Raw genomic sequence first — 11,725 nt, 5'->3', positions numbered from 1 at the left:
TTCGTCCACGGTGAGCTTGATATCGGCGTCCTGGCACGGGGTGATGCTCGGGCCGTCGTCGAGGAAGGTCAGCTTGCCCCCCAGGTCGATCTGCGCGGTGGCGCTGTCGCCATCCTTGTCGGTGATGGTGGCGGTCAGGGCGATCTTGCCGGCCAGGGTCAGCGCATCGTTGGGATCGCTGGCATCGGGATGGGCCAGGGCCCGCAGTTGCTCCAGGGTAACCTTGCCGTCACCGTCGATGGTGACGCGGAAGGCCACGGTGCTGGTGCCTTCAAGGCGCCCTTCCACACCATTGGCGGTGTTGTAGAGGAAGATCCGCTCACCGGTGGCGGTGTCTTTCAGGCCGCTATCGGTGTTGTCCGCGGCTTCGAGCTTGTAGCTGATGGAGCCGGCGCCGTCCGCACCGAACTGGCCGTTGAACAGGTCGGCGACGGAGTTGCTGGTGGCGGCCTGCCCGAGTTGGGTCTCGTCCACGGTGAGGTGGATATCGCCACCTTCCACCGGCGCGATGCGCGGGCCATCGTCGAGGAAGGTGAGCTTGCTGCCCAGATCGAGACTGGCGCTCTGATGGTCGCCGTCGGCGTCGGTCACGGTGGCAGACAGGCTGATCTTGCCGGCGCCCAGGCTCAGCGGGTCGTTGGCATCGGCAGCGTCCGGGTGCACCAGCGCACGCACCTGGTCGAGGGTGATCTTGCCGTCGCTACCCAGGGTCACTCGGAAGGCGACCGCCCCGTCGGCACCGCCCACACGTCCTTCGACGCCGTTGGCGGTGTTGAACAGGAAGATCTTGTCGCCGGTGGCGGTGTCTTTCAGCCCGCTGTCGGTATTGTCGGTCGTACCGATCCTGTAGGTGATGGTGCCGGCGCCGTCAGCGCCGAACTGGGCGTTGAACAGATCACCCACCGCCATGCTGCTGGTGGCGTCCTGGCCGAGGTTGGTCTCGTCCACGGTCAGATGCAGGCCTTCGGTATTGCCCACGGCGACGGTCGGGCCGTCATCGGTGAAGCTCACCCGGCCGCCGAGGTCGATGGAGCTGCTGGAGGAAACGCTGTCGCCGTCGCGGTCGGTGACCGTCAGGTTGCCCTGCAGTTGCACCAGGCCGGAATCGAGCACTGCGGTCTGGCTGGCATAACCGCTTTCACTGCCCGGCAGGGCATGGTCGATGGCACTGTACTGCGTCAGGGTAACCACGCCGCTGCCATTCACCGACAGCGAGAACACGGTGTTCTCGCCGGTAATGCCGGCGGCGCTGGCGGAGGTGGAGGCGACGATGGCGCCGCCGACGCTGTACAGGTAGATAGTGGCGCCGCCGCTGGTCAGGCCCGAGTTGGCGCCGTTGCCGCCGACCAGGTTCAGACTGTAGGTCAGTTGGGTACTGCCGGCGCCGTCGCCGCCATAGTTGGCGGTCACCTGGAAGGCCGAGCTGTAGTCGGCGGTGGAAGTGTCGAAGGCCGCGCCAGCGGTGTTGGCGTCGTGGGTCTGCAGCAGCACGTCCAGGCCATTGTCGGCGGAAAGGCCGGCCTGCGGTGCATCGTCGACGATGCCCACGGTCAGGGTTCCGTTGGCCGGGGTGCCGTTGCCATCGGTGATGGTGTAGGGAATCTCGAAGGTCAGGGTGTCTTCGCTGCCCTTCACCGGATGATCCACCGGCTGCAGCAAGTTCACTTCGAAGGCACCGGTATTGATATCGGTGAGGGTCACGGTGAACACCGGAGTGCCATTGGCGCTACCGGTCAGTACATGGCCGTCGGGGCTGACGCTGTAGGTGATGGCGACACCGCCTGAGGTCAGGCTGGGCAGCCCTGCAGTGCCCCACGAGAAGCTGCCGACGCCATCGCTGCCGAAGTTGTAGCCGAGGCTGCCGGTGAAGGTCGCGCCTTCGCCTGCACCATCGGGAATCCCGCCGGGCAGGCCGGCCTCGAATACGTTGGCGGTGCCAGGGCCGTTGGGGCCAGCGCTCGGCTGGCCATCCGGCGGCAGGACCTCGGGCGGCGTAACGGCCTCGGCGCGCGGCTGCGGAACGCCGTCGAACTCGCGCAGGGGCAGTGGCCCGGAGCCGATCGGCCCGGTGGGGAAGCCGATGGTCGGGTCGATATGCCCGCCGACTTCGGTCAGCAGGACGAAGGAGTGCCCGCCACCGGGTTTGCCATTGGCGGCGTTGCCCGCCTGGGGACCTGCGGCAGTGGCTTCGGCCTGCTGGGTCGGGTCGGCGCCCGCGGCGATGGCGGCCTGCAGGGCCTTGACGTCGGCGGTGTCTTTCGCGCTCGGCGGCGCAGGCTGTTGTGCTACCTGCTCGTCACCGTTCTGCGCCTGGTGCGCAGCAGCGAGCATCTGCGAGGTCAGCGGCAAGGCGCTGTCGCGGCCCAGGGTGATCTCGCCGCCGCCAGCGACTTTCAATGCCACCGCGCCATTGGCGCCGGTGACCAGCTGCTCGCCTACGAAAACCTTGTCTCCCTGCTCCAAAGGACGACGCGATCCATCGGCGGCTACCGCAAACACTTCGCCGATTACCTTGCTGACGACACCCATCAAAGTAGCCATGAGTCCTTCCTCCACTGCACTGTCCGCGGCCGGTTCCACCGACACGCAAGTAACCTGAACAGGCCATGGCACGCTTGTATCCGGATGCCGCTACGAAAGCTGCGAAGGGTGCGAAAAGGACTGGTAGCGTTTGCGTATCAAAAAGCCAGCGACAATTTTCTGTCATGCTGGCCACGCGTTTTATTGTCCTTCTGCGGTGGTCCCCGCCCTAACTGCTACAAACCGTACCTGGCTTCGTTTGCAAGCGCCTTTCCCGCCCATACCCAGGAAATACGAGGGCTTGCACGTTCAAACAATGTGCGGTTTTTCACATGACTCATAAGATTTTTTCCGAATAACCCATGTGAAAAATTCTTCTGAGGTTTTCGAAAAGTTGTTCTTAGCTCTGATGTTACAGGCGTGAAACGCTTGATAAGAGAAAAAAGCCAATAAATTGGCGATCCAAGAGCATCGAAGTACGAGAACACCAGGAGCAAAGCCATGCGCAGTCGTAACGCGGCACTATGGAGCGGTGTATTTTTGGCGGTGTCAGGGGCCCATGGGCAGGCAATGACCCTGACTGAAGCTATACAAAGCACGCTGCAGTACCACCCGGAAATCAGTCAGAGCGTGAACAGTCGCCTGACTGCGGATGAAGAACTCAAGTTTGCAAGGGGAGGCTATCTGCCAACCGTCGATCTCGTGGCCGGATACGGCCGGGAGAACACCGACAGCCCGACCACTCGCGCGGCGGGCAATCACAACGATGAAACCCTGACCCGTGGTGATGCGGAAATCCGTCTGCGGCAAATGCTGTTCGACGGTTTCGGCACGCCCAACGAGGTCAAGCGCAACGAATCCAACGTCAACTCCAAGGCCTTCCGCATCCTCGGCACCTCCGAGACCGCCGCCCTGCGCACCGTCGAGGTCTACCTCGAAGTGCTCAAGCGTCGCGAAATGGTGACCCTGGCGAAGAACAACCTGCAGGCCCACGAACGCATCGGCGATCAGATTCGCCTGCGCAGCGAGCGAGGCGTCGGCAGTACCGCGGACAACGACCAGGCCATCGCGCGTCTGGCCCTGGCGCAGAACAACCTCTACACCGAGGAAGTGAACCTGGCCGACGCCGAGGCGAATTTCTACAGCGCCACCGGCAAGATGCCCGACCAGCTGGAAATGCCCACCACGATCAAGGCCGAAGTGCCGCCGGACCTGCTGAGCGCCCGCCAAAACATGCTCAGCGACAACCCGCTGCTGAAATCGGCGCAGGCCGACGTCAATGCCGCCGAATCCCAGTACGAGGCGGCCAAGGCGCCCTTCTATCCGCGCTTCGACGCGGAGCTGGCCAAGGCGGCCAACAATAACGTCGACGGCGACGAAGGCCACTACAACAGCTGGGAAGCCCAGGTAGTGATGCGCTACAACCTGTTCAACGGGATGCGCGACAAGGCTCACCTGAATGCCACCTCGCACCAGATCGGCGAGGCCCAGGACATCCGCAACAACGCGCTGCGGCTGCTCAACGAGAACCTCTCGCTGGCCTGGGACGCGATGGAAAACTCGCGCAAGCAGACCCAGCCGGCCCGTGAATACGCCGACTACACCCGCAAGGTGCGCGAGGCGTACCAGCAACAGTTCACTCTCGGCCAGCGCACCCTGCTCGACCTGCTGGACAGCGAAAACGAACTGTTCACCGCCAACCGCCGCTACACCGAAGTGCGCTACACCGAGGAGTACTCGATGTACCGCGTGCTGGGCAGCATGGGTTCGCTGCTGCGCTCCCAGCATGTGGTAGCGCCCCACGAGTCGGTGGCGCTGTCGGACGTGAAGAACGAGGCACGCCTGCCTGACCTGAAATAAGAAAGTCGCACACATTCGCCGCCTCCCCCACGCTGCCCAGCCTTGGGGAGGCGGCCGTGAAGCGATACGACGGGGCACGGAAAACCCGGCGTCCGGCGAGGGCCGGCGAGCACCTGCAAGTGCTCGCCGGCTGCTGCTGGCGTGGGCTGGCCCGGCCCGGGAGGAAGTTGCGTGACCATGATCATCCAGGAGCGCGGCGCACCCGCGCCGGGCGATCCGCGCCTGAGCCACGACGATCCCCTGCTCGACGGACTGCTGATTCTCTGCCGCCTGCACGGTTGCGCGGTGAGTCGCAACAGCCTCGCCGCCGGACTGCCGCTGCCCAACCAGCGCCTGTCCGCCAGCCTGCTGCCGCGCGCCGCCGCGCGTGCCGGGCTGCAGGGGCGACTGCTGCGCCGCGAGCTGAAGAGCATTTCCAGCCTGAACCTGCCGGTGCTGCTGCTGCTCAACGACGGCCGCAGCGCGGTGTTGCGCCAATGGCGCGACGACGGCCAGGCACTGATCCTGCCCTGCGAAACCGAAGGCGGCGAGCAGGCCGTGAGCGCCGAGGAACTGGCCGCCCAGTACAGTGGCCAGGCCCTCTTCGCCCGCCCGCGCCACGAACTGGAGGCCGCCCGCAAACCGCTGGTGCCGCGGGTCGAAGCCTGGTTCCGCGACACCCTGCGGCTCTCGCGCTGGCTTTATACCGATGCCCTGGTCGCCAGCCTGCTGATCAACCTGCTGGGCATGCTGGTGCCGCTGTTCGTCATGCAGACCTACGACCGCGTGGTGCCCAACCAGGCGATCTCGACCCTCTGGGTACTGGCGGCCGGCCTGCTGCTGGGAACGATGTTCGAACTGCTGCTGCGCGTGCTGCGCTCCAACCTGCTGGACATGGCCGGCAAGAAGACCGACGTGGTGCTGTCCGCCACCCTGTTCGAACGCATCACCGGCATGTCGCTCAAGGCCAAGCCCGAGACCATCGGCGGCTTCGCCCAGAGCATCCATGACTTCCAGGGCCTGCGCGAATTCCTCACCGCGCTGACCCTCACGAGCCTGATCGACCTGCCCTTCTCGATCCTGATGATCCTGGTCATCGGCCTGCTCGGCGGCTGGCTGATCGCGATTCCACTGCTGGCCTTCCCGCTCACCATCGTCTTCGCCCTGATCATCCAGAGCCGCCTGCGCGACACGGTGCAGAAGAGCCTGACCCTGGGCGCCGAACGCCAGGCGCTGCTGATCGAAACCCTCGGCGGCCTGGAAACCCTCAAGGCCTGCGGCGCCGAGAGCGAGCGCCAGTACCGCTGGGAAGCCACCCATGGCGCGCTGGCGCGGCTGGACAACCACGCGCGCTTCCTCTCCGCCCTGGCCACCAACGGCACCCTGTTCCTCCAGCAGTTCGCCGGCATGGCGATGATCTGCGCCGGGGTCTACAGCATCCTCGACGGCAACCTCAGCGTCGGCGCCCTGGTCGCCAGCTACATGCTCAACAGCCGCGTACTCGCCCCGCTGGGGCAGATCGCCGGGCTGATCACCCGTTACCAGCAGGCGCGCCTGACCATGAAGAGCACCGACGCGCTGATGGAACTGCCCCAGGAACGCCAGGCCCGCCAGCGCCCGCTGGAGCGCACCCAGTTGCACGGCGCACTGGAGGTCCGCCAACTGAGCTTCAGTTATCCGGAGCAGACCAGCCCGGCGCTGAACCACGTCAGCCTGCGCCTGGCCCCCGGCGAGAAGATCGGCATCATCGGCAAGAGCGGCTCGGGCAAGAGCACCTTCGGCCGCCTGCTGATGGGCTTCTATCATCCGGACGAAGGGCAGATCCTGCTGGACGGCCTGGACCTGCGCCAGCTCGACGTCTCCGACCTGCGCCAGCAGATCGGCTACGTCGCCCATGACCTGCCGCTGCTGGCTGGCAGCCTGCGCGACAACCTGACCCTGGGCGCGCGCTACGTCAGCGACGCGCGGATGCTCGAAGTGGCCGAACTGACCGGCGTCAGCGAACTGGCCCGGCAACACCCGGCCGGCTTCGACCGGCCGGTGGGCGAGCGCGGCCAGTTGCTCTCCGGCGGCCAGCGCCAGGCGGTGCTGATGGCCCGCGCGCTGCTGCTCGACCCGCCGATCCTGCTGCTCGACGAGCCCACCAGCGCCATGGACAACAGCAGCGAGGAGATCCTCCGCAAGCGCCTGCACGAGGCCTGCCGCGACAAGACCCTGCTGCTGGTCACCCACCGCACCTCGATGCTCAGCCTGGTCGACCGCCTGCTGGTGCTCGACAGTGGCCGCATCGTCGCAGACGGCCCGAAAGACGCGGTCATCGAAGCATTGCGCAAGGGCCACGTCGGCCCGGCAGCGGGGTAATGGCCATGCACTTTTCGCAATCGATCCGCGGCTACCTGGGCGGCAACGGCGCCCGCGACACCGAATTCATGCCCGAGGTGCAAGGCACCCTGCTGGAAGACTCGCCCAACGCCACGCGCATCACGCTCTGGGCAGCACTTGGGCTGCTGGTGGCGGCCATCACCTGGGCGTACTTCGCCGACATCGAGGAAGTCACCAAGGGCGAAGGCAAGGCCATCCCCTCCTCCAAGGTGCAGACCATCCAGAACCTGGAGGGCGGCATCGTCTCGGAAATCTTCGTCCGCGAAGGCCAGGTGGTGAACAAGGGCCAGCCGCTGCTGCGCCTGGACGACACGCGCTTCTCCTCCAACAAGGGCGAGTCCGAGGCCGACCGCAACTCGCTGGAAGCCCGCGTGGAGCGCCTGAAAGCGGAAGCGGACGGGCGTGCGCCGGACTTCACCAACGACCTGAAGAAAGCCGCGCCGCAGGTCGTGGAGGACCAGATGGCGCTCTACCAGACCCGCATGCAGCGGCAGAACAGCGAGCTGAACATTCTTCAGGAACAACTGCGCCAGAAGACCCAGGAATTGCAGGAGTTCCGCGCCAAGACCCAGCAATACCGCTCGAGCCTCGGCCTGGTGCAGCAGGAGATCAACATGTCCGAGCCGCTGGTGAAGGCCGGTGCGGTCTCCCCCGTCGAGCTGCTGCGCCTGCGCCGCAGCGCGGTGGAGATCAGCGGCGACCTCAACGCCACCAACCTCGCCATCCCCCGCGCCGAGGCGGCGGTGAACGAGATCCAGCGCAAGGTCGAGGAATCGAAGCTGGGCTTTCGCAGCGATGCGCTGAAGGAACTCAACGACGTTCGCACCGACCTCAACAAGCTCACCGCCACCAGCCGCGCCATCGACGACAAGGTCAACCGCACGCTGGTGGTCGCGCCCCTGCGCGGCATCGTCAAGCAGCTCAAGGTCAACACCATCGGCGGCGTGGTGCAGCCGGGCAACGACATGGTGGAAATCGTCCCGCTGGAGGACAACCTGCTGGTGGAAGCGCGGGTGCGCCCGCAGGACATCGCCTTCCTCCACCCCGGCCAGCCGGCCACGGTGAAGTTCACCGCCTACGACTACACCATCTACGGCGGGCTCAAGGCCAAGCTGGAAATGATCAGCGCCGACACCATCACCGACGACAAGGGCAACAGCTTCTACCTGATCCAGGTGCGCACCGACAAGAACCACCTGGGCACCGACGCCAAGCCCCTGCTGATCATCCCCGGCATGGTGGCGACGGTGGACATCATCACCGGCGAGAAGAGCGTGCTGGATTACATCTTGAAGCCGGTGTTGAAGGCGCGGTGGGAGGCACTGCGGGAGCGGTGAGTTTTTGGGTCGGGCTTCGCAGCAGGGGTTTGCCCTCTCCCCAGCCCTCTCCCTGAAGGGAGAGGGAGCTATACGATCGAGCTTTTACACTGGCGCTTCATTCATACAACCGCGTCCGGCCAGCTCAAAAACTCCCCTCACTCGGGACAGTCCCCTCTCCCTTCAGGGAGAGGGTTAGGGAGAGGGGCTCTTCAGCTCTTCAGCTCTTCAGCCTCACTGCCCCCCTCTCGCCAATGCGCCCCCGGCCCCTCCTCTGCCAACTTGTCCCCCGGATTGCGCAACGGGCAGGCCTCCATCGACAAACAGCCACAACCGATGCAGCCGTCGAGTTGATCGCGCAGCAGCAATAACTTCTCGATCCGCTCGTTCAGGTCCTCCCGCCAGCGCGCCGACAATCGCGCCCAGTCCGCTGCCGACGGGTTGTGCCCGGTCGGCAGCGAGCCCAGAGCGTCGGCGATCTCCCCCAGGGGAATCCCTACCCGCTGCGCCACCTTGATCACCGCCACCCGGCGCAACGTGTCGCGCGAGTAGCGGCGCTGGTTGCCCGCGTTGCGAGTGCTGCTGATCAGCCCCCTGGTCTCGTAGAAGTGCAGCGCCGAGACGGCCACGCCGGCGCGCTTGGCCAGTTCGCCGACACTCAGGTCGCGGTGCAGGGAGCAGGAAGAAGATTCTTTCATGGGCTATTGACCTCAAGTTATGTTGAGGTTTTACCCTCGCCTGGCATTCGGTTCAAGACAGGGAGCCCAGGAACATGACTCAACCCAGCCCGATCACCGCCCAGGCCTGCGTGGACAATCCGCACTTCGTGCTGCAGATCGAGATCGACGTGACACCCCAGCAACGCCCGCACATCGCCGCGCGCCTGTGCGATTACCTGGCGCATCTGCAGGAGCTGTTCTACCGGCGCCCCGGCTACCTCGCCAGCGAGCTGCATGCCGAAGGCCAACCGCAGCGGCTGGTCGGCCGCCTGCACTGGCGCCGCAAGGAAGACTGGGAAGCCGCCTGGGACTGCCGTAGCACGGCCAGCGACCTGTTCGCCGACAGCCTGCTCAGGCTCGGCGCGCGAAGCATCCGCTTCGGCAGCAGCGAGACCGAGCACACAGCGTAACCCCCGGCTTTTTGTAGGACCGAGGGGAACGCCTACAGGTTCTGCCTGCGCTTACCTACTGGCCGGCAGGCTCATATGCAGCAAGGGGAACGGCCGACCTTCGCCATCCAGCGGTGAGCGCCCGGTCTGGACGAAGCCGCAGTGCAGATAGAACCCCACCGCTTGAGGATTCTGTTCATTGACGTCGACACCCAGCGTACCGCGCGTTTCGCGCACGAAATCCAGCAGCGCGCGGCCAAGGCCCCGCCCCCGGCAATCCGGGTCGATGAAAAGCATTTCCACATGGTTGTCGTTGAGGCCGATGAAGCCCTGAGGGCAGTCGTCGGCATCGACCGCCACCCAGACCTCGACGGCGGGCAGGTAGACATCGCGAACCAGCGGCAGGAGCGCGTCGATGTCGGAGGGTTGCAGGAAGTCGTGGGTCGCGCGCACGGCGCCCAGCCAGATATCGAGCAGCCGCGGGTTGTCCGCAGCGATGCGTTGGCGAATGAGCATGAATTCATCCTGATTCAACAGATCACAAAGGGATAGCACGCCACGAGCGGTGACGGCCGTTGGAGCGTCGGCAGCATGAATGCCCGCTTCGCGAATCAACGCCTGGGCAGGTCACGGCAGAGGCAGCCGGAAAGAGAGGGACGCCGATCCTAACTGCCTCGCGCCGACCGGTAAAGGTTCAGCCTGCGCGCCAATGCCAGCCGTCTCGCGCGCACTCCAGGCGGCCCTCCAGCGCCAGCCGGGCAAGAAACGCTTCATCGTGGGATACCACCAGCAAGGCGCCCCGGTATTGCCGCAACAGCTCTTCCAGGGCCTCGCGGGATGGCAGGTCGAGGTGGTTTTCCGGCTCGTCCAGAAGCAGCAGCTGCGCCGGCTGCTCGGCGTAGATCTCGCAGGCCAGCGCCGCCTTCAGGCGCTCGCCGCCGCTGAGCAGCGCACTGGGCAGATCGACCCGCGCGGCCGGCAGGTCGAGTTGCGCCAGGCGTGTGCGCAGCACGGACTTGTCCACAGCCCGGTTGCGCTCCAGCAACAGCTCCAGCACCGACCGCTCCGGCGACAACGCCGCCAGATGCTGGTCCAGGTAGGCGCTGCGCACCTTCACATCGCAAAGCCCGGCGACAGGTTCGACGATGCCGGCCAGCACCTTGAGCAAGGTCGACTTGCCGCTGCCATTGCACCCGATCACCGCCAGGCGGCGCGGCCCGTTCAGTTGAAGGTCCAGCGGAGCGGGATTGCCGAAAGGCAGGCGCAGCCCGGCCAGTTGCAGTACCGCGCGCTGCTCGGGCAACTCACACGCCGGCGCATTCAATGCGACGGCGGCGTCATCACGCAGTTGGCCGAACGCGTCCCGCACGTCCTGCGCCAACTGTTCGCGGCGTTCGCCATGCTGCGTGGCCAGGCGCGCAATGCTGGTCTGGCTGCGCTCCTTCTGCCGATCCACCAGGATCTTCGCCTGGTTGGCCTCCTGCGCATCCCTGCGTCCCTTCGCCTGGCGGTGCGCCTGGCGCTCGCGCTGCTCCTGCATCGCGCGCTGCTGGCGGTCCCGCTCCTGCTTGCGCCGCTGCAGTTCGCGCAGCGCATTGTCCTGCTCCTGCTGGCGCGCCTCCCGATAGAAGGCATAGCCACCGGAGTAACTGCGCAGCCCGGCGGAAGACAGTTCGACGATGCGCTGCATGTCATCCAGCAGCAGGCGATCGTGGCTGATCAGGATCAGGCCGCCGCGCCAGCGCTGAAGCTGCTCGCGCAGCGCCTCGCGGCCGGCGCGATCCAGGTGGTTGCTCGGTTCGTCGAGGAGCAGCCAGTCCGCCTCGCTCAGCCAGGCGCCGAGCAGCGCCACGCGCATGCACTCGCCGCCGCTCAGGCGGACAGCGGGCGTATCGACGGTCAAATGCCCCAATCCTGCCGCCGACAGCATCGCCTCCAGCTGCGCGCGGATGTCCCAGCGCCCGTCCAGCAACTCGAAGTCGGCGAGGTCGACGGCGCCGGCCTCGACCCGCGCCAGCGCATCCAGCAACGGCTGCACGCCGGCAAGCTCCGCCACGCTGCGAAACGCCTGCGGCTCGATGTGTTGGGGCAGGTAATGCACGAGCCCGGAGGCCAGGCAGCGCCCGGCGCTGGGCGCCAGGACTCCCGCCATGATCCGCGCCAGCACGGACTTGCCCGCACCATTGCGCCCAACCAGCGCGGTACGGCGCTCGTCGAAGGTTTCGTTGAGGTCGCGAAACAGCGGTTCGCCCGTGGGCAATTGAAACGTGACGCCATGCAGCGCCAGGGAGACAGGGTTCGTCATACGCAAATCCATCGGATGCCGGGTAACCCCCAGGAACGGAACCTGGGACGGAAACGGGCCGTGAAACCACGGCGGCATCAATGGCGCATCGGACGAACACCTCGCGAAGGGGAATGAGGGGCGCAGTATACGCGCGTCCCCGCGATCCTGCTCCTGTAGGAGCAACTGTCTTCTCTGGATAGCCCGTCTCTGCGTCTTCCCCCTCACCCCAACCCTGGCTGCGCGCCCCGCTCCTCAGGGAGAGGGGGCAGTCCG

8 protein-coding genes are annotated in these 11,725 nt (G+C 65.9%); 4 read left to right on the top strand and 4 right to left on the bottom strand.

The features are described 5' to 3' along the window. A partial coding sequence (locus A9513_RS05710; RefSeq protein WP_141678343.1) for a retention module-containing protein occupies positions 1–2,541 on the bottom strand: 2,541 nt, incomplete at its 3' end. 480 nt (positions 2,542–3,021) lie between these two features. On the opposite strand from A9513_RS05710, the gene A9513_RS05705 reads away from it, so the two are divergent. From A9513_RS05705 to A9513_RS05695, 3 genes are all read left to right on the top strand, one after another. After that, entirely contained in the window at positions 3,022–4,380 is a 1,359-nt protein-coding gene (locus tag A9513_RS05705; protein WP_024765251.1) for a TolC family outer membrane protein, read from the top strand. A gap of 177 nt (positions 4,381–4,557) precedes the next feature. Next, positions 4,558–6,720, top strand: coding sequence for a type I secretion system permease/ATPase (locus tag A9513_RS05700; RefSeq protein WP_024765252.1), 2,163 nt, complete (start codon positions 4,558–4,560; stop codon positions 6,718–6,720). 5 nt (positions 6,721–6,725) lie between these two features. Further along, positions 6,726–8,078 (top strand): HlyD family type I secretion periplasmic adaptor subunit, encoded by a 1,353-nt coding sequence (locus A9513_RS05695; protein WP_065084187.1) that lies wholly within the window; start codon positions 6,726–6,728, stop codon positions 8,076–8,078. 191 nt (positions 8,079–8,269) lie between these two features. Here A9513_RS05695 and soxR read toward each other — a convergent pair whose 3' ends face one another. Then, positions 8,270–8,755, bottom strand: a complete 486-nt coding sequence (gene soxR, locus A9513_RS05690; RefSeq protein WP_024765254.1) for a redox-sensitive transcriptional activator SoxR — start codon at positions 8,753–8,755, stop codon at positions 8,270–8,272. Between the two features lie 74 nt (positions 8,756–8,829). On the opposite strand from soxR, the gene A9513_RS05685 reads away from it, so the two are divergent. Continuing rightward, on the top strand, positions 8,830–9,186 hold the full coding sequence (locus A9513_RS05685) for a hypothetical protein (RefSeq protein ID WP_024765255.1): 357 nt from the start codon (positions 8,830–8,832) through the stop codon (positions 9,184–9,186). A 51-nt stretch (positions 9,187–9,237) separates the two neighbouring features. On the opposite strand, the gene A9513_RS05680 is transcribed toward A9513_RS05685, so the two are convergent. Next, on the bottom strand, positions 9,238–9,681 hold the full coding sequence (locus tag A9513_RS05680) for an acetyltransferase (protein ID WP_065084186.1): 444 nt from the start codon (positions 9,679–9,681) through the stop codon (positions 9,238–9,240). A gap of 178 nt (positions 9,682–9,859) precedes the next feature. After that, the gene (locus A9513_RS05675) at positions 9,860–11,470 is read right to left on the bottom strand and encodes an ABC-F family ATP-binding cassette domain-containing protein (RefSeq protein WP_065084185.1); all 1,611 of its coding nucleotides are present in this window, start codon (positions 11,468–11,470) and stop codon (positions 9,860–9,862) included. Positions 11,471–11,725 lie beyond the last annotated feature (255 nt).

The organism is Pseudomonas sp. AU12215 (genome assembly GCF_001675465.2).
Taxonomy (GTDB): domain Bacteria; phylum Pseudomonadota; class Gammaproteobacteria; order Pseudomonadales; family Pseudomonadaceae; genus Pseudomonas; species Pseudomonas nitroreducens.
The sequence above is the reverse complement of the archived record's forward strand: the minus strand, read 5'-3'. Positions and strand labels throughout refer to the sequence as shown.

What these genes read in the sequence shown, in the direction of transcription:
- A9513_RS05705 (WP_024765251.1), top strand. Translation starts at nt 3,022, where the DNA reads ATGCGCAGTCGTAACGCGGCACTATGGAGCGGTGTATTTTTGGCGGTG.
- A9513_RS05700 (WP_024765252.1), top strand. Translation starts at nt 4,558, where the DNA reads ATGATCATCCAGGAGCGCGGCGCACCCGCGCCGGGCGATCCGCGCCTG.
- A9513_RS05695 (WP_065084187.1), top strand. Translation starts at nt 6,726, where the DNA reads ATGCACTTTTCGCAATCGATCCGCGGCTACCTGGGCGGCAACGGCGCC.
- soxR (WP_024765254.1), bottom strand. Translation starts at nt 8,755, where the DNA reads ATGAAAGAATCTTCTTCCTGCTCCCTGCACCGCGACCTGAGTGTCGGC.
- A9513_RS05685 (WP_024765255.1), top strand. Translation starts at nt 8,830, where the DNA reads ATGACTCAACCCAGCCCGATCACCGCCCAGGCCTGCGTGGACAATCCG.
- A9513_RS05680 (WP_065084186.1), bottom strand. Translation starts at nt 9,681, where the DNA reads ATGCTCATTCGCCAACGCATCGCTGCGGACAACCCGCGGCTGCTCGAT.
- A9513_RS05675 (WP_065084185.1), bottom strand. Translation starts at nt 11,470, where the DNA reads ATGACGAACCCTGTCTCCCTGGCGCTGCATGGCGTCACGTTTCAATTG.